Genomic DNA, 19,215 nt, shown 5'->3' with positions numbered 1-19,215 from the left:
GCTTTTTGCATTCCATACCTCTGGCCCTCCGACTCTCGGCTGTCAGTTTTGGGTGTACCTCAGCCTGACATAAGTGGCGGAAAGGGAGTTGGGATTGTTCTGACGGCCCCTGCGCTCTGCCACACTGGAATGGATGCCAGATACCATTTTCGTCACCACCGGTCCCTACCTCACCCGCGAGGGCAATCAACTTCACCCTCTGTACCGGACATCTTCGAGTTGAGGTTGTGGTGGACGGGAAATCCCTCAACGTGTGAAGGGTCGCGAATCGGCACGACAATCGGCGGTGTTTTGGGTGTGTGATGACTCCAAAACCCGCCGATCTCCAGCGTACCGAACTGACCCACCACTTCAAAGCCTGCGTCCCTTTCCTGCGCCACGACACGCTGCAGCGTGCCCTGGGACATCGTCTTCGCGATGGTCACGGCCAGGAGCGTCAATCAAAGTGACCTGTGCGCCCACCTCCCCGGAATCAGCTCGATCGAGGCGAAGAGACGTCGGGTGGAACGAGGCTGCCGGGATCCCCAACTGACCGAACCAGTCTTTCTGGCGTTTCTGCTGGCCTTGCTGCCCCCCGGAAAACTGCTGCTCAGCATGGACCGCACCTTCTTGGGCAGAACGGACGCCCATGAGGACGCCTGCCCGCACCTGGGAACGTGGGGATTCACCGCTGAACCTCCTGGTCCTTGGAGTCGTCCTTCACGGATATACGGTGCCTCTCGTCTGGACCGCTCTGGATCACGACGGGAACAGCGGCACAGTCAGGCGAATCCAGCTGGTCTCCAGGCTCTTGAAGGCCCTTCCAGCGGGACGCTGGAAGGGCCTGGTCGCCGACCGGGAATTCATCGGCGGCGAGTGGTTCCGCTTCCTGAGACGGAAGGGGATCAAGCGGGCCATCCGTATCCGGGCTTAACCTAGCGAAGGCCGAAATTTTGTCCAACTCGCATGAGCAGCTTATGAGTTATGGGGCCATTCCAGCTACAGCAGTCCCAGCTCCTGCGCCCGCAGCACCGCTTCAGTTCGGTTGCCCACGCTCAGTTTTGCCAGGATGTTGCTGACGTGGACTTTGACGGTGCCCTCGCTGATGCCCATGTGGCTCCCGATCCGTTTGTTCGGGTGACCGGCGGCCAGGCCCCGCAACACCTCCTGCTCCCGCTCGGTCAGCGGCGCGGCAGCCGTGGCTGGAGCAGGCACCCGCAGTTGCCGGGCCAGCGCCTGGGCCACGCGGGGATGAATGGCCCCCTCGCCCCGGTGAACCCGCCACAGGGCGTCCAGAATCTCCTCGATCTGTGCGCTCTTGAACAGGTACCCCGCCGCCCCCGCGTTCAAGCCGCCCGTCATGTCCTCCACCTCTTCAAAAGTGGTCAGCAGCACGACGGGTGGGCCGCTCCGGCGGCGCAATTCCCCGGTGGCCTGAACGCCGCCCATCACCGGCATCCGCACGTCCATCAGCACCACGTCGGGTTTCAATTCCTCCGCGAGATGCAGGGCTTCCAGCCCGTTCTCGGCCTGGCCTACCACTTCCACATCGTCTTCCAGTGCCAGCAGCGAGGCCAGACCCTGACGCACGAGCGGCTGATCGTCCACCACCAGGACGCGCAGCGGGGACTGGCCCGCCTGGGCTGTATCTACCGGGGCCGCGTCTACAGGGACAGGGGGAGCGTCAGACATACCTCGAACACCTCCTCTGCGCGGGTGGCCTGCACCGTGCCGCCCAGCCCTTCAAATCGTGAGCGCAGGCCGTCAAGGCCCAGCCCGCCCCGGCGCGGGGGCAGCCGGTTTTCCGCCCCGCCGGCGCGTGCGGGGGACAGTCTGTTGCGGACGGAGAGGTGCAACCATGCCCCTTCACGGTACAGCCTGGCGGTGGCGGCCTGCTCCGGCGCGTGTTTGAGGGCGTTGGTCAGCGTCTCCTGAAGGCCCCGGTACAGGGCGAGGCGATGCGCGGACGGCAGTTCGGGTTCCTCGCCCTCCAGCGTCAGGTCAACCGGGGCAGGCCAGGTCTGCGCCAGATCCCGCAGCGCCTGATACAGCGTGCCGTCCAGTTGCGGCACCTGAAGGGTGGAAACCACGTCCTGAAGCTGCTCTAGGGCCTCGCCGCTGCGCGCCATCACGTTGTCCAGCGCCCCGGCCACCTGCGGATCGAGGCCGCCGGCTTTTTGCTGGAGCTTGCGGGCGCGCTGGGCGTCCAGGCGCAGGGCCGTCAACTGGTGTCCCAGCGTGTCGTGCAATTCGCGTGAGAGGTGGGCGCGTTCCTCCAGCGAGGCGTGTTGCAACTCCAGCGTCCGGTAGCTGCGCAACTCCTGATACGCCCGCCGTAGATCGGCCCGTTGCTGCGCACCCCAGAGCGTCAGTTCAAAAGCCGCGTAGGTGAATCCAGCCTGGGTCAGCGTGACAACGGCCAGCCCAAACAGGCCGAGCCACTGCTGGGCGCCGTTCAGATTGCCCAATGGGGGAATCAGGAAATAGATCAGCAGGCTGCTGAGGAACAGGGCGGCGAACAGCCACAGGGTCTGGCGCAGGCTCAGCCAGTAGCGGGCCACGATGGGCGTGACCATCAGGGCCGCCGCCGGACGGTCTGCCCAGACCACCAGCACTGAAAAGGCCAGCGTGCCCAGTACCAGCAGCACCTGTTCGGCGCGGCTGCGCTCACCGGGGCGGATGGCCCACAGCACCGCTGCGAACCACAGCAGGGCCACAGCCACACGCAGCACCGCTGCCGCTGGACTGAGCAGGGGCAGCGATCCTATGTCGTCCGGATTAATAACCAGGCTGCGCAGAAGCGTGACCAGGATGCCCAGCCCGGTAAAGATGACGATGGGCGTGATGCGGGGGCGACTCAGAAAGGCCCGCACGTCCATGCGGTCCAGGAATGCCGGCACCGAGGTGGAACGGTGACGGGAGGAAGGGGAAGGCATGACAGAACAGTTTAGAGCTGCATAGAGCACGGCGCATCTGCCAAAGACCTATATCGAAAGTCGTATGTCTTTTGGGAGATGGCAGACGAGGAGGGGGCTGGTTAAACTGCCCCCGTTAAGCGGGGAAATCAGAGTGGTGAAAAATTTAGTCAAAATAGATCACGAGCTGCTGAGCGGCTATTTAACCTACTCGGAAGATTCTGAAGGGAACGCAAAATTTGATTGTGATGGTCATTTATTAAGCGTTTTTAGTTCAAAGAAAGCTGTAGAGGAATATTTTCAACTAAAAGCTTGGGAGTGCGTAATATCTCACGTAGTTATTAATGACTGCTTGCAGGATCTATCCAAATCGCACCATGCTATGGAGAAAGAGGTGAGAGATCATCTTCTGGATGTTTATAACTTCCTTGACGATGTAGCCTCTAGCATCAATGCTGAGATAGAGTTTCAAGAGAAGGATGATGCTCTAAACCTTTTAAATGATTATATTCAGATTTCAGTCAATAAAAATAGATATAAGATTATTTCCAGACTTATAGAAAATATAAATATGTTTATCATGGACATGGCTCAAGAATACAATCTTATCGAGGAAGATTAGATCCAATATGAGACTAATAATTTGTCTCAATTATAAGCTGCAAGTTCCAAAAATGACTTGTAAAGAGTAGTTTTTATATGATAATTTGGATATAATCTTCAATCAGGAGTAAAAATGGTCTTTCTAAAATTCTTATTGGGGATACGACAAGATTCAGGAATTTTAGTACGCTAAGAAAAAAAGTCGTCCAGAACGTGCTCTACTCGCGTAACGCTCGGTAGGCTCCCTCTACGGGCACCCCTTCGGGGTGCCACACGTAGTCGCCGGTCAGCCCGATGTGCTCCCACGACAGCGGCGATACGTGCGCCAGCAGTTCATCGGGCACGTCCACGCCCTCAGCGCGCAGGGCTTCCACCGCGCGCCCCAGATACACGGTGTTCCAAACGGTGATAGCAGTCGTCACGAGATTGAGGCCACTGGCGCGGTTGCTTTGCGCCTCGAACGACTGATCCCGAATCTCACCGCTGCGGTGAAAGGCCACTGCTCTCCTGAGCGCGTGCAGGGCCTCCCCCTTGTTCAAGCCCGCCAGCACCCGGCGGCGCAATTCCGGGTCACGCAGCCATTCCAGCGTGAATAGTGTCCGCTGGACGCGGCCCAGCTCACGCAGGGCCAGCGCCAGGCCATTCTGGCGCGGGTACGAGGCGAGCTTGGAGAGCATCAACGAAGCCGTCACCGTGCCCGCCTTGATTGAGGCCGTGAGCCGCCGCAACTCGTCCCAGTGCTCACGGATCAGCCGCAGGTTGAGCCGCTGGGCCACCAGCGGCTCCAGCAGCCCGTAGGCTGTCCCCACCTCGGGCGTGTACAGCCGGGTTTCTCCCAGGTCCCGAATTCTGGGGGCGAAGCGGAAGCCCAGGAGGTGACAGAGGGCGAAGACCTGCTCGGTATACCCAGCGGTATCGGTGTAGTGCTCCTTGATTTTCAGCTCCGACAGGTGGTACAGCAACCCGTCCAGCACATGCAGCGCATCACGCACATTGGCGGTGATGACCTTGGTGTGGAAGGGCGCGTACTGGTCGCTGACATGGGTGTAGAACAGGATGCCCGGCTCGCGGCCATACTTCGCATTCAGATGTCCGAAGGTCTTGCCCCGCCCACCTGTCGGGAAGCGTTGCCCGTCGGAACTGCTCGTCGTGCCGTCCCCCCACAGAGCGGCCAGGGGTAGTTTGGACTGAAAGTTGACCAGCTCGGCGAGACCCGCCGCGTAGGAGTCAGGGCGGAGGAACCAGTCCGCGAGGTACATCAAGCGGCGCGCGGTCATGCCGGGGTCCGGGGAGGCCTCGGCCATCTTGGTCAATCCCAGGTTCAGCCCGTCAGCCAGGATCGCGGTCAGCAGATGGTCGTGACGTTCCACCTCCTTCCCGCTGTGCAGATTCAGGAACGCCCCCGTGAAGCGGGTACAGGCGTTGACTTCCAGCAGCAAGTCGGTGATCTTCACGCGCGGCAACCGCGCGCTCAGCCTGCGCCCTATAGGCTCCACCTCGTCGGGGACGGCCCGCGTGACCTTCCCGATCCTGAGCCTGCCGCGTTGCACCGACACGGAGGACAGCTCGCCCCTGGCGAGCAGGTCGGCCACCTCTCGCAACTGCTCCGTGAGCCTGGGTTCTGTAGCCGCCCAGAAAGCGTCAAACGTCTCGGGCAGGTCCAGGGACAGCTCGGAGAGGCGTTTCTGCCAAGTCTCTTGCGGCAGGAGGTAGGCGTCGAGGTCCTTGTATTTCCGGCTCCCGGTGACCCAGACATCCCCGGCTCGCAACGCGAGCCGCAATTCGTCCAGCACGCACAGCTCGTAGGCCCGGCGGTCTACTTTCCCGTTCCTGAACACCTGCCCGGCCCACTTCTGCCGGACAAAGCCGATAGGGACGTGTTGCGGCAGGGTGCGCTTGCCCGAGGCGTACATCTCGCGCAGGAGGTTCAACGCCTCGATCACAGGGGCTGCCTTGCCCTCGGCCTGGAAGGTCAAGGCCGCCAGCAGCCGGGGGGCGTAGCTTCGCACCTTGGCGTAGCCCTTCATGGCGTGGTGCAGCGGATCAAGTTGTTCAGTACTCACCACTTCCTTCTCCCGCACCGTCTCCACGAGCTGTTGCCAGTTCACGACCGCCTCAATGGCCTGATAGGGGTCGGCCCCCTGCTCCCGCGCGGCGACCACCGCCGCGCACACGGACTTGAAGGTGCCGAACTGCTCGACGAGCGGCGGTCCCTGCTGCCCGAAGACCTCCGCCGCGGCCCGCTCGCCTTCCCGCAGCAGCGACACCATCACGCGGTCGTGCATATCGAGGACGGCATCGGTCAAGGTCTCGGAAAGATCGAGCAGCCGGGCCATCAGCGTGGCCCGGCGCCGCCGGGGTTCAAAGTCCGCGAGGTGCGAGGCACTCAGTCGCCGGGTGCATACGCTGGTGTAATCCGGCCAGCGGCGGGTCACCCGCAGCTTCCGTGCTGGGGGTGTCAAGCCAACAGAACTCGGCACTTCAGCAGATCGAGATTCGCCCGGCCGTACATCTGCCGCTTGATCAGCTTCAGCCGATGAACCTGGCCTTCCGTCTGTCCATTGCTCCACGGGGATTCAATCGCCCCACAGATCGCCGCGAAATCCTTCTTGAAACTGCGCCCCAGTCGTTGGATCTCTGCCATGCTGCTGTCCAGCGCCGTCTGGATCCAGCTCGCCAGCAGGGCCGAGCCTGACGTGGGGGCCTGCCGAAGCAGCGACGTGAGCTGCTGGATCAGGGCATACGTCGCCTGACCCTGTGGCCAGCGGTCCACCAGGAGGCTGCGCCTCCTGGTCATCTCCGGGGTCAAACGGTCTGGGTCCAGGGTGAACAGCCAGGACACCTCGCGGACCCCGAGCCGCTTTTCCCGCACTGGGGTCAGGCCCGGTTGATCCGCTGTCGCTGGTGGTTCGTGGCCCTCGCGCAGCCACGTCACGTACGCTGACACACCGCTGAATGCACCCTCATAGCCCTGCTGAACCAGCGCGTCGAAAATCTGCGTGACCGTCCACTCCCGCTGTGCCATGCTCGCCCGGATCAACGGTGCATACCGGGTCAGGCTGCTAGGCGGGGTCTGCCGTCTTGGAAAGCCTTCACGCCTCAGCCACTCGGTCACCGTACTCCGGGCCAGCCCCACCTCTCGGGCAATCGCACTGAAGGTATGTCCTGCGGCGAACAGCCTGGCCACCTGTTCATATCGCTGAGCCCGTTCTGCCCGCCGGGCCACGACGATCCGTAATCGTCCCCGGGTTGTCGTGCGACGCGGCTGGGCCGCTGGCCTTGCCAGCGGCCTCTCGGGCAGGGAGACCAACGACGTCGGTACAGGATTGGGAGATTCACGCAGCTGGTCCCGGTGGTGTCGCAACCAGGTCTCCACGGCCTCGCGGATGTTTCCGAATAGATGGAAACGGTCCGCGATCTGCTGAGCGTCCGGCGCGCCGGACGCGGCCCCACGCGCGTAATCCCCCGAGCGGTCCCGGCTGATCACCTCGACACCGGGATGGTCCTGGAGCCATTGTGCCAGTGTCGCTGCTTCACGGTCCGGCAGCAGGTCCACCACCTGATGGCGCTCCAGGTCAATCAGGATCGTGCCGTACGTCTTCCGGCGGCGGAAGCAGAAGTCATCGACGCCCAGGACTCTGGGCGTGGTGAAGGAGGGCAAGGGAAGACGACGAAGCAGCCGGAGCAGGGTGTCCGCACTCGTGACTTCCCCCAAAAGCTGAAGCAGTCGGTGGCCCCCTTCTCCGCCAACCCGCAGGGCAATCTGGCTCTGACGCTGGGCCAGCCGACAGGTGCGCTGGGCATGCGGTTCGAGCCAGTCGGGCCAGCGCTCCGCGAAGGTCACACAGTCGCAGGCCGGGTTCAGGCAGCGGAAGCGACGCGTGTGAACGAGCAGCGTCACGGGGCGTTGTCCGAGGGCGAGATCCTGCGGCCGACGAACGTAGTGGCTGTGAACATGGGCACTCAGGTGCTGACAGTGGGGACAGGGGCGGTGGGAGGATTGATCCTGCACCCGCAGGATCAGGTGTTCGCCGTCCTGAACGGATTCCAGCAACTGCCACGCGTCGGGGAGAAAGGAAAAGTCCATCCCTCAGTATTCGGCTTGGGCCGCCCCCAGCACGGAAGCTGCGGGTGACCCGGCGGGTGCCGGATTAGCCAGCATATGCACCGGGCTTCCTCTGCCAGATGCTCCAGGCGACTCTGTGGCAGGAAAGCCTGGAGGTTGTCCTGAACGGGAAAGGTCCGCACAAAGGTCAGCTTGTCCAGCAAGGTCAGGATGTGTTTGGGCTTGGGTGCGCCCACAGGCCGCGCCAGCCACGCAAAGCGCGAGACTGGTTCATCGCCCTAGGGCGACAACAGGGCGTCCACCCGGTCGGCGAGGTCGCCCCCCAGGGGCAGATTGAGCACGCCGTAGGTGTGCTGATCGGCGCGGACACGGGCGGAACGAACCAGGCGTTCGAGGACGCTGAAGCGCGGCACCAGGAGGTGCCGCCGCCGCACCTCATCCATCAAGGCACTCATCAGGGCGAAGGGCTGGTCAGTGACGACGGCGACCGTCACCAGCCAGTCGCGCAGCTCCGCGCCCTGGTGCCTGGAGAGCTCGCTATATCCCAGCCGCTGGCACAGGGCCGCAAAGTGCTCGCGCCTTGTGGGGTCGCGGGCCGCGTACTGGGTGTAACAGGCCGGGTCTACCCGCAGTTGCTCAGCGAGGAACGCGAGCACTTCCCCTGGCGGTGTCTCACCGGGGCGCAGGGCGCGCCCCAGGTGCCGCAGCACAGTGAGCTGCACAGCGAAGCCCAGCTTGTTGAAATCTCGCCGCCGCTCTCGCACGAGCCGCAGATCGGCGGCGTCGAGCAGGTAGTACCGGGAGAGAATACGTTCATCCGTCTGCGGGAAACGGGTAAATTGCTCGCGCTGAGCCGCCGTGAACAGAGGGGAAGGGTGGGCCATCATCCCGCTTTCAGGTCCAGCGTCAGAGAAGTTCCCATCCGTGGCAGACCGCTGCCGCTGGACACGCAGAACCCATTGTGGACCTCTCTGGGAAGACCCGCCCAGAGAGGTGACGGGGCCTGTGCTATCTGTTCAGCAGCGTGGCGGCCTGCTCCACGACGCTGTCCCGGCCAGTGCGGGTGAGTCCGGCGAGGTCCACACTGGCCCCCACCTGCGGCGTGATGCGGGTTCCCAGCGGCTGCTCTCCAGCGTCCAACATCCGGGCGAAGGTCAGTTGCAACCCCGAGCCATCGGTCAGGGGGATGAAGCGGGTCGCAGTGTCGCCCACTCCGGCGGTGGCCTCCCCGATCACCTGGGTCGAGGGGCGTCCCAGCAGGGTCCGGGTGAGGAACTCGGCGGAACTGGCCGTGTCCCCGTCTACCAGCACCACCAGCGGTCCCGTGTACCGGGCCGGAGTCTTGATCCTCGGCTGTTCCTGCGCCTTGCCGTTCACCAGGTACCGGCCCGCGCCGTATCCGATCTTCGCCGCATCGACACGGGTCTTCAAGAAGAGGGGCGTGGGGTCGGTGAACGCCCCGGCGCTCAGCAGGAACTCCTCGACACGTCCACCGCTGTTCCAGCGCAGGTCCAAGATGACCCCCTTCGTTCCCGCCGCCTGTACTTTCCGCAGGGCGTCGTGGACCTGCTGCCCCACGCCCGGCGTGTTGAAATGCCTCAGACGTAACACCGCCAGACCATCTGGCCGCAGGCTCAGGCTGACCGGCGTGACCTGGAGGGGCGCTGCCGTGAGCACCGTGCTCATCGTCTTGCCCTGTCGCGTCCCCTCAAAGCGGGCGGGTGTGCCCCGGGCCGACGCCCGGCCGAGGGCCGCCTGTCCGGCCTGACCGTCCAGCGCCACGCCATTCACCCGCCGCAGCACGTCCCCGGCCTTCCACCCGGCCCGCTCGGCGGCGGAGCCGGGCAGCACCTCCAGCACCACGCGCCCACCCGCGCCCAGGGCCTCGGTGACGGCCCCGAAGGTCCGGCGCTGCCCCTGTTCGCCCAGGAGGAGCTTGCCGACCTCCTCCAACTGGGACGGCGTGTAGAAGTTGGTGTGCGCGTCTTTCAGGTCGCCTAGCAACTGCTCGATCAGCCCGTAAGCTTGCTCCGCCGCACACTCGGGCTTGCCGCCGCAGAGCTTCTGCACCTCTGGCAGGTATTTGCGGCGCAGGTCGCTGGCCCGCACATCAGACGGCCCGCTGTAGAAGGAAGCGAGTTGGTAGACCACCTCGTCGAACAGGTCCTGGGCGGTGACGGTGGGCGCCGGGGCCGCCTGCACGCTGGGGGTCAGCGCGAGGGCCAGAACCAGGGCTGCCCTCTTCACTCCGGGACCTTGAAGGTGTCGGCGGGCAGCGTCACGTTGATCCTGGTCTCCAGGTCCTTGATGACGTAGAGGAGAGTGCCGTTCGGCGCGAAGCCCAGCGTCATCCCTGGAACCTGCATCCCGCCGATGGCCTGGAAGTTGCCATAGACCGAGATGACTTCGCCCAGGCCCTCAATCGGATACCGCTCGGCCACGATCAGTCCCTGTGAGTTCAGCAGGTAGGTTGCCTTCACGCCTTTGGTCACGACTTCCAGCACGGTGCCCTTGATTTCGCGGCCTTCCACCTTGAGCCAGGTCTGCTCGCCCAGATTCTTCACCGATTCGCGGCCCTGGTTGCCCTGCCGCAGGCCAGGAGCACCGTAGAAGAAGGAGTCGGTCAGGCTCTTGGCCTCTTGACGGGGCAGCGGGACCGTGCCTGACTGGGGCGTGGACACGAACGCGCCCTGGGACGTGAGGAACTGCTCGTTGATGACCTGCCCGCCCTGGGAGGTGGTCAGCCGCGCCCAGCCGTTCACGTAGTCCACGCTGGCGGTGATGGGCAGCACCAGCACCGGCTGGCCCTGGGCGTCCACGAAGGTCATCTCGGACCGCTGCTGCGTGGTGCGGAGTCCCCGGAGCGCCTCGCCGCCGTTGGCCTTCAGCGCCTTGTCCAGCAGGACGCGGCCAGCCTGGGCCTGAGTCTGGGCAGGCTGCACAGCGGGGACAGCGGGACGGGCGACGGGCGGCGCACCTGCTCCCCCGGCCTGCACGGCACCGGAAAGCAGCAGGGCGGAGAGGGTAGCGGCGGACAGCCATTGACGGGTGAGCATCTTCATCCCCTGACGCTACCGGGCGGTGCCCGCCCTGCCTATGCACCAACGGCCTATATCGAAAGACATAGGCCGCGAGGTTCAGGGAGCTAGACGCGGTGAGCCATGACGGGCCAGACGCTCCAGCTTCGCCAGTTTGTTCCGGTCCAGCAGGACAAAGCGTGCGCCCACGGACAGGACACCCAGGCCCAGCGCCCAAGACAACGCCCAGAGGGGGAACTCTTCAGCCCGCACCATCAGCACAATGAACACCAGCGGCGCCGTCCATGCGCCGCTGGGCGAGAGCGCCAGCCACCAGCGCGGGGGCAGATGCGGGCGTGCCCAGAGCAGCGAGAGCGAGATCAGCAGGCCACAGGTAGGGATCAGGGCGTTCCAGGCCGTCACCTGTCCCTTTTTCGAATGCTCGATCAGCAGGGACAACCCCAGCAGGATGAGAGAACCGAACAGCACCCACCAGGGACTCTCGGTCAACTGGTTTCGCAACGAGGCCTCCTCGTCCAGCCGCACAAATCGCCTGGATAACGCCGCTGCCGTTTCCTCCGCGTCCCCCAGCCGGGCCACGATCTCGGCGTTGCTGAGGCCCTCCTCGCGCCAGCGGGCCACCTTCGCCCGGAAGGGTGCCTGCGCTTCCTCCCGCTCGAAGGGAGCCAGGTGGCGGGTGACGTAGGTCAGCCAGTGTTCCGGGCCGGTGAAGAGCCGCTTCAAGGCATCTCCCGAAGCCCTGTGCTCACCTTCGGTCGGTGCTCCAGTTTCCGCCGGGCTGGGGCGAAGACATAAGCCAGGCCGGAAACCAACAGGGCCAGGGCGAAGGGAATGGCCGCCTCCACCGGATTCGTCTCGTGGTGCCGGATGGTAGAGGTCAGGAGGAGCAACGGGAAGAGCAGCGCGAATTGCCCGGTCCCCAGGGAAGCCCAGACCCAGGGGGAGACTCGCCCGCGCAGCCATAGCAGGGCCGTTGTCACTACTGCGCCGTAGGCCACGACCAGCAGATTCCAGGGGGACAGGCTGCGGTGTTCCCAGAACTCGAACCCCAGGGAAAGGGCGAGGACGGCCAGGCAGGCCAGGGTCACGCGCCAGGGATTCCAGCCCATCAGGGGGCGAAGCCGGGCCTCCTCCTCGCGGGTCAGGTACTGGGCCTCCAGGCCGCGAGCGGCCAGTCCAGCGTCCCCCAGTTCCCGCAGGATGTCCGCGTCAGACAGGCCCTCCTCACGCCACCCGGCGACGCGGGCACGGGCACCGGCCAGCGCCCTGTCCTTTTCGCAAGGAGCCAGGTGGGCCGACACGTAGCCGAGCCACTGTTCCGGGGCTTTGAGCAGAGGGGGGTTCAAGGCCGGTACAGGTAGGTCACGCTCAGACCGGTGGTCGTGCGGCCCCCGGTGATGTTCAGGGTCGTGCGGGCTTGAAGGCTGTTCTGCTCGTCGAGCTTGTACGCCCCGCCCAGTCCCAACGTGGTCGAGGGAACGGTCAGGATGCCGAAGGTCAGGCTCTGGATGGCGTCGGCCCGCAGCGTCACGGCCTCGTTCACCACGAAGCCCACGCCCGCCCCGACGCTGACGGCTGGTGCGCCTTCTGAGCGCCAGGTCGCCGCCAGCGTGCCGTCCAGAATCACCGGGTCGCGCAACAGCGAGGCAGACGTGCTGCCCGTGACAGCCCAGCCGTCTCCAGCCAGTGGCAGGTTCACGTCCAGACCCAGCGCCGGAGCGTATCGCCCCTCGAAGGTGTACTGTGCGCCCACATTCAGGCCGCTCCAGCTCAAGTTAGACGCCGCGGCCACCGTCTCCCCGTTCAGGGTCCGGGTCCGCGCCGCGCCGAGGCCCGTGGACGCCGTGACAGCCAAGCGGTCGGTGACGTTGTAGGTTGCCGTGATGCCCAACCCGCCCGCGAGGCTGGAAGTCAGGCCCTCCGGTGTCTGTCGGAGGTCGGGGGCGTATCCAGCACTGATGCTGAAACTGGCGCTGCTCGCGCCCGTCCGGGGCCGCTGGAGGGGGTCGATGGGTTGCAGGTTCTGAGCGCCTGCTCCAGTGAAACTGACGAGCGAGGCCAGCAGGCCTACTCGCCACATGCTGTTCTTGAACACGATTTAAGCTCCTGTTTTCAGACGTTCGCTTCGTTCGCGGTACTTGCTGAGTTGCTGCCTCACCTGTACGCGGGCCTGAACGGCTTCCGCTTCGGAGGGCTGCGGCATCAGGACAATGCCGTTCCAGGCGTTGAGGAAGTTGGCGATGGGCTGCGACCGCACGCCCCAACTGGGATCGGCCAGCAGCACGTTCTGGTCATCCACTGCCAGCACCAAGTAGTAGTGCCCCTTCGGATAGACGACGTTCGCCACGACGGGCAGGCCCGCTTCCATCACGCCGCGCAGTTGCTCCAGCGTGAGCTTGTAGCCTGCCGAGGAGACGCTCTCGGTGGTCAGGGCGTTCCTGAGCGAGAGCAGGGTGAGGCCCTCTACGACTTCCTTGCCCCGTGCCTGCATGTCGGCTACGGAACGCTCGGTTAAGGTCTGTTCGGCGACAGGGCGTCCGTAGTAGTGGGTGAGCAGGGTGGCGAGGGCGGCGGGACCACAGGTGAAGTCGGTGGTCTGGCCGACGACGGACTGGTAGCGGAGTTCTCGGAAACCTATCATCGTCGCCTGGGAGATAGCGTTTAAAGCGAAAATGCTTAATGCCAGACAGATCAACCAATACCTCATCCGACCCCCTCAAGAAAAATTCATCCATATAGTCTTCTGGCGGCACTAAATTAAGAAAAACACAGCAGCAATGCCATAAGCTACTTTTTATTTATTAATCTGGGAATTATAAAAATAACTAGCACTATCCACATTGACTCCCACTTAAGCCCTATAACAAAGTGGGCCAATAGGGCGATGACTATAAATAGTGCGGTCTGGACTATTAAATTCTTCAATTTGCCTCCTCGTCCGACAGAAGGTACTAAGTGACTACACTTACCTTAGTAGGTAATCACTTAGCACCCTGAACTTATGTAAGCCTACTTGCCTTTGAATGCTGCACCAACGGTAGTGCCAGCAGCAATTGCTACCTTAATCGTGGTGCTTACGGCCAATGCACTACTGATTGGCGAAAAAGCGCCTGTGATGGCTCCTCCCGCTGCCGCCTTTGCAACATCGGTCCAGTTCGTCTTCTCGCCGCCTGCTGCTTGCTCAGCCATCGAGCCTAATGCACCTGCAACGCCCCCAGTTACCGCACCTACAGCATTTGCCACGAATTCACCAGTCACCTCGTCCAGCTCTTCATCGCTGAGCGCCTGGGGCAAGCTGGACTTGGCGAAGATGGCGGGCGTGCTAGTCAGCGCCGCGCCGGTGTAGCTCACGCGGAAGTCCTGGGCAGGAGTCGCCAGAGCCTTATTGGTCTGCACCCGGAATTCCTGGGTGGGAGCAGCCTGTACAGCGGCAGCGCCAGCAGTGGGGACGAGGATCAGGGCGGACAAGAGCAGTGCTTTCGTTTTCATACGTGTAGCAGCCTACTCAGCAGTCTCCCATCTGCCATCTCCCAGAAGACATACTCGGCCTATATCTTTCGACATACGTCCCCGGCAGACGCACGGCCTCATCCTTCGCCCTAAACTGCTCTGTCATGCCGCCCCTCCACCTCCCAGGATCACCATGACGGTACGCGCCTACCTGAACCGCCCGAAGGTCCAGGCGTTTCTCCAGCGTCCCCGCGTGACCCCCATCGTGCTGTTCGCGGGGCTGGGCATCCTGGTCACCTTCCTCCGCAGCCTGGTCCTCAATCCGACGGAAACGGCCACACTCCCTCTGCTGGATGCCGGGAGTGTGTTGCTGCGCCTGGTGGTGGCAGTGCTGTGGTTCGCGGCGGTGCTGTGGGCCATCCGGCCCGGTGAACGTGGGCGGGCAGAGCAGGCCCTGCTGATCCTGGGCACGCTGGCGTTCTCCATCCTGGCGGTCTGGGTGGACCGCCCGGCGGCGGTGTTGATGGTCACGCCCATCGTGGCGCGTTACTGGTTGACCCTGCGCCAGTCCCTCGGCCTGTTCACGGCCCTGTTCATCGGGAGCCTGCTGATCTATACCCTGATCCCCCCACTGCCTAGCCTCGCTAGTCCGAAGGAATGGTTCGGTCTGCTGGGTCTGGTGGTCGTCACGTTGACCCAGGGCGGCTTTACCTACGCGGCATTCGAGTTCATGCTCCAGAACGAGGAGAAACAGGCGGCCCTGCGCCGGACCTACCGCGAGCTGCACGCCTACCGGTCGCTGGAGTTGCAGCACGCGGCCCTGGAGGAGCGCGCCCACCTCTCGCGGGAACTGCACGACTCGCTGGGGCATCAACTGACCGCCCTGCGGCTGGAGGCCCAGCGCGTCCGCAAGCTCCAGCAGAGGGCGGGCGGCGCCGATCCTCAGATCACGGTGTCCCTCGACAACGTGATGGCGCGCAGCGGCGAGGCCTTGGAGCAGCTTCAGGAGGTGGTGTCCACCCTGAAGGTGCCGCAACTCGACGGCACGTTGTACCAGGCCCTGCGTGACCTGATTCAGACCTGGCCTGTCCCAGTCCACCTGACCCTGGAAGGGCAGGAACCCGCCTTGCCGTCCTCGCACAAGCTCGCCATGTACCGGGGGTTGCAGGAAGCCCTGACGAACGCCCACAAGCACGCGCCCGATCAGCCTGTTGCCGCCCAACTGTCCCACGACGGGCGGCAACTCCGGCTCTCCATCCGCAATCCCCTTTGCCCGGCCCACCCTGGCTGGACAGAACACCGACGCGGGGGCGCGGGGCTGGCCGGGTTGCGTTCGCGCCTGGAGGCGTTGGGCGGTTCGCTTCAGGTGACTCAAGACGAGGAGGTCTTCGAGGTATGTCTGACCCTGCCCCTCCCCACCCGGGCGTGACGCCGCTGCGGGTCCTGATCGTGGATGACCAGCCCCTCGTGCGGCAGGGTCTGGCCTCGCTGCTCGACCTGGAAGACGACGTTCAGGTGCTGGCCCAGGCCGAGAACGGACGACAGGCTCTGCACCTCGCGGACGAACTGCGTCCCGACGTGGTGCTGATGGACGTGCGGATGCCGGTGATGGACGGCATTCAGGCGACGGCAGAGTTCCGCCGGAGGAATGGTCCCCCGGTGGTGCTGCTGACCACCTTCGAGGAGGTGGAGGACATGACGGGCGGCCTGAATGCCGGGGCGGCGGGCTACCTGTTCAAGAGTGCGGAGATCGACGAGATTCTGGAGGCGCTGTGGCGCGTCCACCGGGGCGAGAAGGTCATCCATCCCCGCGTCGCGCAGGCACTCGCGCAGCAGTTGCGGGTGCCTGCCCGCCTGGAACCCAGCGGCCTCCTGACCGAGCGCGAGGTGCAGGTGATCCGGGCACTGGCTGCCGGACAGCCCAACAAACGCATCGGGCAGCAGATGGGCATCAGCGAGGGGACCGTGAAGGTCCACGTCAGCAACATCCTGGCGAAGCTGGGCGCGGGCAACCGCACCGAGGCGGTGCGCCGGGCGATGGAGTTGGGGCTGCTGAGGGACGAGACCGGAGGCTGAACCAGCGGAAGCGCACAGCGCATCTTGGCTGCTGATGGACCGTTCGCCAGGTGAAGACCAAAGACGAACGGCGGATGATGTTGATGATGCCTCCGTCAGCGAAACTGACGGAGGGCCACAAAATGGGGCGGGCACACCTGAGACGCATTCTGACCCGCAGGTCAGCGTGTCCCAGTTGAACAGTCCTTCAGAGGGGACAGCTCACGGGCATGATGAACACGAACAAAAACGGCTCTGGATTTCAGGAGGTTCAAATGGGACAGCGCGCCGCCATCTACTGCCGGGTCTCGACAGGTGATCAATCCTGTGACCGCCAGGAACGGGACCTGCGGGCGTTCGCCGAGCGCGGCGGGTACGAGGTCATGGGCGTGTTCAAGGAGACGGCTTCCGGGAGCAAGGACCTGCGGGCTCAGCGGGGCAAGGTGGTCGCGCTGGCGCGTGACCGTCACATCCAGGTGGTGCTCGTCACGGAACTCACCCGCTGGGGACGCTCGACGACCGACCTGCTGCACAGCCTGCGCGAACTGGAAGCGTGCGGCGTCTCGGTCATCGCACAGACGGGATTGCAGTTTGATCTGACTTCGCCGCAGGGCAAGCTGTTCGCGTCACTGATGGCGGCGCTGGCAGAGTTCGAGCGGGACCTGCTGCGGGAACGGGTGAAATCGGGGATCGCGGCGGCGCGGGAGCGCGGCGTGCAATTCGGTCGTCAGCCGGGACAACGGGTCAAAGCCGAACGGTACACCGCGCGAGTGCTGTGGCTGCGCGCTGAGGGGCGGTCGTATCGGGAGATTGCCCGCGAGCTGCGTCTGAGCAAGAACACCGTCATGGACATTGTGAAACGCGCTGCCCCAGCGGCGACCGGGGAGGACGAGGCGGCTTAGCGTACTAAAGTTGCTGGATCTTGTAGTCACCCCTACGGGGGTTGCATCCAAAGCTGCTACTGCGATTAATGCAATCACATCTGGCGTTTTGGGTGGTGCTATCGCAAGTGGAACTTCTCGCCCCTAAAGTAAGTTTCAAGCTTTAAGAATAGTCCAGGCACATACTGTCATCACCAATATTAATAGTATATAGCCTGGACTATCGGGTAGAAAAAATATGACTAAAGGTTATAATCTTAGAGAGTATCTGAAAACTAGCATTATATTCTCGGCCATATTATCAGTTTTTCTAAGCATTAACAGTTTACGAGAACTGAGGCTAGCTCCTTTTATCGCTACTTTTTTTGCATGTTTTGTATTTCATTTCTATATACGTAGTATAGCAATGAGATCTGCTCTTTATACTAAGAAAAGTAAAGCTGATCTAGCTGTCTTACTTCTACCAGTATTAATCTGGATAACTGTGTATTTTCCTATAGCAGTAATACTTATATATCCTAAGAATAATATTGTTACCACTTTGATTTTTATGTTTTCTACTTTTGCTATTATGATTGCGATTACTATATTTGATGCTATCAAAAGCGGCGGCGAAGCTACGAAAGACGTAATTGAATCTTTAAAGCGTGTTATCAGGCTCTAATACAGAATATAAGTGTACCTCAACTGACATCTTGCAGTTTAAGTCTGGAGGGCAGGAAGTGCGTGCTGGAAGGCATCAAGAGCGTCGAGTTCCAGTTGGAGCGCCTGACGACGCACTTCAGGGACAAACGAGAACCGTACGGTTCTCGCCAGATCGCCCCAGTCCGGCCACGATCCCGGCCCGCTCACGGGCACGTCGAGGTTCTGAAGATGACAGAGCAGAAAAGCCATGCCTGACAAGCACCACCAGCGGAGCACACCTTGTTTGCTGTGTTGCGCGAAACGTTCGAGCCCAAAACGCCCTTTGACCGTTTTGAAAAAGGCCTCGATCCTCCAGCGACGCTTTCCCAACCGTGCCAGGTACTTACCGCCCAGGTCGAGGTTCGACATCACGAAGCGTTGCTCTGGCTCCTTGTTCCGGTACAGCCACACCCAGGAGACGCACATCGTGTGGTCAAGCCCAAGGGGCTTGACCCGGCTGCCCCGCACCATCAAATCACGCATCTGGCGGCCATCTTCCAGCTTGCGAGTGCAACGCACGCCTACCACGATGTCTAGTCCCCGGCCCAGCACGCCGTGGATGAACTCGGCACTCTCGAATCCACCATCCGCGTGTAGACGGGGACGCCGTGTTCCAGCGAGCAGGACAGCAGGAACGGTGCGGAGCAGCTTCAAGGCGAGCTGCGCGGGGGAAGGGGTTCCCTTCCCCCGCCACACCTGGAAGGCCCACGGGAGACGCAACGCTCCACAGCACAGGTACAGCACCACCAGGTGAACGCCATGGACGCCGTGGTAGGTGTGGACCCAATCGGCAAGTTCGCTGAACTTGCCCGTCTTTTCCAGGCTGGTGAGGTCCACCAGCAGTTCCAGTCGGGGGCGCTGAGAAGGCTGTTGTGCCCACATGTCCTGCAACGCCTGAAGGGCGTGCTGACGCATCACCCGGCAAAGCTGCCGGGTGTTCCAGGCCGCATGGTTGAAGAAGCGACTAATGGACGAGGGTGATTTGACCGTTGCCCGTTCCGGCAGAGGTCTGCCGGAACCATCCAGCAGCAGGTCGAGGAAGACCTCGAACGATTCGCGGTGCTGCTTGCGAGAGAAGCAGGGCAGGATGTCAAAATAGAGTCGTCTGGAACGCTGTCCTTTTGGGTTCACACCCCACTATGGGGCCAAAAGTGCGTTCCAGACGTCCTTTTTAAAAACTGCAAGATATCAGTCAGGGCAGAGCTTCTGGGTGACCCCGATGGGGCCAAGTTTCAGGGTGCCGCCCATCTGAAGGGTGTTGCCAAAGAGGCCGGAGGTGCTGAAGACATTGCACCCGGCAGACCCGGACACCTGCGTGCCCTCGGCGGTGGACATGCTAGAGGCTGGCGGACAGGCCATCCAAAATTGCGTGAGGGAATCTGCTGAGTCCAGAATGCGGTATGACGCGCCGAGCCTACCCCAGCGATGTCGATGACGAGACGTATCATTTCCTGCTGCCGTATCTGGCCCTGAGTCCAGAACACGCCCCACAGCGGAAGTATCCGCTCCGAGACGTGTTGAATGCCTTGTTGTGGATGAGCCGC

General features: G+C 62.8%; 19 protein-coding genes and 2 pseudogenes. 6 read left to right on the top strand and 15 right to left on the bottom strand.

What is annotated here, in order from left to right; all coding sequences use genetic code 11:
* Positions 1-170: 170 nt before the first annotated feature.
* On the bottom strand, positions 171-425 hold the full coding sequence (locus FHR04_RS12030) for a hypothetical protein (protein WP_139403630.1): 255 nt from the start codon (positions 423-425) through the stop codon (positions 171-173).
* Here FHR04_RS12030 and FHR04_RS21415 point away from each other — a divergent pair.
* Positions 418-907 (top strand): annotated as a pseudogene (locus FHR04_RS21415) (transposase family protein); the annotation flags it as partial. The gene FHR04_RS12030 and the pseudogene FHR04_RS21415 sit on opposite strands and share 8 nt — an antisense overlap.
* Positions 908-978: 71 nt before the next feature.
* Here the strand turns inward: FHR04_RS21415 and FHR04_RS12020 are convergent.
* A complete protein-coding gene (locus FHR04_RS12020; RefSeq protein WP_139403628.1) occupies positions 979-1,671 on the bottom strand; it encodes a response regulator in 693 nt (230 codons plus the stop codon).
* Positions 1,644-2,915 (bottom strand): sensor histidine kinase, encoded by a 1,272-nt coding sequence (locus FHR04_RS12015; protein ID WP_139403626.1) that lies wholly within the window; start codon positions 2,913-2,915, stop codon positions 1,644-1,646. The genes FHR04_RS12020 and FHR04_RS12015 overlap by 28 nt, the downstream gene beginning before the upstream one ends.
* A gap of 136 nt (positions 2,916-3,051) precedes the next feature.
* Between FHR04_RS12015 and FHR04_RS12010 the strand changes: the two genes are divergently transcribed.
* Positions 3,052-3,516 carry a hypothetical protein gene (locus FHR04_RS12010; protein ID WP_139403624.1) on the top strand — a complete coding sequence of 155 codons (465 nt, stop codon included), beginning with the start codon at positions 3,052-3,054 and terminating at the stop codon, positions 3,514-3,516.
* A gap of 199 nt (positions 3,517-3,715) precedes the next feature.
* Here FHR04_RS12010 and FHR04_RS12005 read toward each other — a convergent pair whose 3' ends face one another.
* The 10 genes from FHR04_RS12005 to FHR04_RS11960 form a co-directional block, all read right to left on the bottom strand.
* A complete protein-coding gene (locus tag FHR04_RS12005; RefSeq protein ID WP_170213938.1) occupies positions 3,716-5,932 on the bottom strand; it encodes a Tn3 family transposase in 2,217 nt (738 codons plus the stop codon).
* 23 nt (positions 5,933-5,955) lie between these two features.
* Positions 5,956-7,584: an ISL3 family transposase gene (locus tag FHR04_RS12000; protein ID WP_139403620.1), complete on the bottom strand. Its 1,629-nt coding sequence runs from the start codon at positions 7,582-7,584 to the stop codon at positions 5,956-5,958.
* 257 nt (positions 7,585-7,841) lie between these two features.
* Entirely contained in the window at positions 7,842-8,450 is a 609-nt protein-coding gene (locus tag FHR04_RS11995) for a DUF4158 domain-containing protein (protein WP_139403618.1), read from the bottom strand.
* Between the two features lie 121 nt (positions 8,451-8,571).
* Positions 8,572-9,810 carry a S41 family peptidase gene (locus FHR04_RS11990; RefSeq protein WP_139403616.1) on the bottom strand — a complete coding sequence of 413 codons (1,239 nt, stop codon included), beginning with the start codon at positions 9,808-9,810 and terminating at the stop codon, positions 8,572-8,574.
* Positions 9,807-10,625, bottom strand: coding sequence for a hypothetical protein (locus FHR04_RS11985; protein ID WP_139403614.1), 819 nt, complete (start codon positions 10,623-10,625; stop codon positions 9,807-9,809). Before FHR04_RS11985 ends, FHR04_RS11990 begins: the two co-directional genes overlap by 4 nt.
* Positions 10,626-10,700: 75 nt before the next feature.
* Positions 10,701-11,324, bottom strand: a complete 624-nt coding sequence (locus FHR04_RS11980) for a helix-turn-helix domain-containing protein (protein WP_139403612.1) — start codon at positions 11,322-11,324, stop codon at positions 10,701-10,703.
* Positions 11,321-11,947 (bottom strand): hypothetical protein, encoded by a 627-nt coding sequence (locus tag FHR04_RS11975; protein WP_139403610.1) that lies wholly within the window; start codon positions 11,945-11,947, stop codon positions 11,321-11,323. Before FHR04_RS11975 ends, FHR04_RS11980 begins: the two co-directional genes overlap by 4 nt.
* Positions 11,944-12,696, bottom strand: coding sequence for a hypothetical protein (locus FHR04_RS11970; RefSeq protein ID WP_139403608.1), 753 nt, complete (start codon positions 12,694-12,696; stop codon positions 11,944-11,946). Before FHR04_RS11970 ends, FHR04_RS11975 begins: the two co-directional genes overlap by 4 nt.
* A 3-nt stretch (positions 12,697-12,699) precedes the next feature.
* A complete protein-coding gene (locus FHR04_RS11965) occupies positions 12,700-13,242 on the bottom strand; it encodes a C39 family peptidase (protein WP_170213937.1) in 543 nt (180 codons plus the stop codon).
* A 368-nt stretch (positions 13,243-13,610) separates the two neighbouring features.
* Positions 13,611-14,090, bottom strand: coding sequence for a hypothetical protein (locus tag FHR04_RS11960; protein WP_139403604.1), 480 nt, complete (start codon positions 14,088-14,090; stop codon positions 13,611-13,613).
* Positions 14,091-14,244: 154 nt separating this feature from the next.
* Here FHR04_RS11960 and FHR04_RS11955 point away from each other — a divergent pair, with 154 nt between their 5' ends.
* The 3 genes from FHR04_RS11955 to FHR04_RS11945 all read left to right on the top strand — a co-directional run bounded on the left by FHR04_RS11955 (position 14,245) and on the right by FHR04_RS11945 (position 17,008).
* Positions 14,245-15,480, top strand: a complete 1,236-nt coding sequence (locus FHR04_RS11955) for a sensor histidine kinase (RefSeq protein WP_139403602.1) — start codon at positions 14,245-14,247, stop codon at positions 15,478-15,480.
* Positions 15,447-16,127, top strand: coding sequence for a response regulator (locus FHR04_RS11950; RefSeq protein ID WP_139403601.1), 681 nt, complete (start codon positions 15,447-15,449; stop codon positions 16,125-16,127). The genes FHR04_RS11955 and FHR04_RS11950 overlap by 34 nt, the downstream gene beginning before the upstream one ends.
* A gap of 209 nt (positions 16,128-16,336) precedes the next feature.
* Positions 16,337-17,008: a recombinase family protein gene (locus tag FHR04_RS11945; protein WP_249039099.1), complete on the top strand. Its 672-nt coding sequence runs from the start codon at positions 16,337-16,339 to the stop codon at positions 17,006-17,008.
* Positions 17,009-17,689: 681 nt separating this feature from the next.
* Here FHR04_RS11945 and FHR04_RS11940 read toward each other — a convergent pair.
* Positions 17,690-18,802: a transposase gene (locus FHR04_RS11940; RefSeq protein WP_139403599.1), complete on the bottom strand. Its 1,113-nt coding sequence runs from the start codon at positions 18,800-18,802 to the stop codon at positions 17,690-17,692.
* 57 nt (positions 18,803-18,859) lie between these two features.
* On the bottom strand, positions 18,860-19,006 hold the full coding sequence (locus FHR04_RS11935; RefSeq protein ID WP_170213936.1) for an META domain-containing protein: 147 nt from the start codon (positions 19,004-19,006) through the stop codon (positions 18,860-18,862).
* Between the two features lie 65 nt (positions 19,007-19,071).
* On the opposite strand from FHR04_RS11935, the pseudogene FHR04_RS11930 reads away from it, so the two are divergent.
* Positions 19,072-19,215, top strand: a pseudogene (locus FHR04_RS11930) (IS5/IS1182 family transposase); the annotation flags it as partial.

It is taken from the genome of Deinococcus radiopugnans ATCC 19172, assembly GCF_006335125.1.
In the GTDB taxonomy this organism is placed as follows: Bacteria; Deinococcota; Deinococci; order Deinococcales; family Deinococcaceae; genus Deinococcus; species Deinococcus radiopugnans.
This window is presented reverse-complemented; position numbering and strand designations above follow the sequence as displayed.

Bases quoted from the DNA above. Each gene is read 5' to 3' on its own strand.
- FHR04_RS12020 (WP_139403628.1), bottom strand. From the start codon at position 1,671: ATGTCTGACGCTCCCCCTGTCCCTGTAGACGCGGCCCCGGTAGATACA.
- FHR04_RS12015 (WP_139403626.1), bottom strand. From the start codon at position 2,915: ATGCCTTCCCCTTCCTCCCGTCACCGTTCCACCTCGGTGCCGGCATTC.
- FHR04_RS12000 (WP_139403620.1), bottom strand. From the start codon at position 7,584: ATGGACTTTTCCTTTCTCCCCGACGCGTGGCAGTTGCTGGAATCCGTT.
- FHR04_RS11995 (WP_139403618.1), bottom strand. From the start codon at position 8,450: ATGATGGCCCACCCTTCCCCTCTGTTCACGGCGGCTCAGCGCGAGCAA.
- FHR04_RS11985 (WP_139403614.1), bottom strand. From the start codon at position 10,625: ATGAAGATGCTCACCCGTCAATGGCTGTCCGCCGCTACCCTCTCCGCC.
- FHR04_RS11965 (WP_170213937.1), bottom strand. From the start codon at position 13,242: ATGATAGGTTTCCGAGAACTCCGCTACCAGTCCGTCGTCGGCCAGACC.
- FHR04_RS11960 (WP_139403604.1), bottom strand. From the start codon at position 14,090: ATGAAAACGAAAGCACTGCTCTTGTCCGCCCTGATCCTCGTCCCCACT.
- FHR04_RS11955 (WP_139403602.1), top strand. From the start codon at position 14,245: ATGACGGTACGCGCCTACCTGAACCGCCCGAAGGTCCAGGCGTTTCTC.
- FHR04_RS11950 (WP_139403601.1), top strand. From the start codon at position 15,447: ATGTCTGACCCTGCCCCTCCCCACCCGGGCGTGACGCCGCTGCGGGTC.
- FHR04_RS11945 (WP_249039099.1), top strand. From the start codon at position 16,337: ATGATGAACACGAACAAAAACGGCTCTGGATTTCAGGAGGTTCAAATG.
- FHR04_RS11935 (WP_170213936.1), bottom strand. From the start codon at position 19,006: ATGTCCACCGCCGAGGGCACGCAGGTGTCCGGGTCTGCCGGGTGCAAT.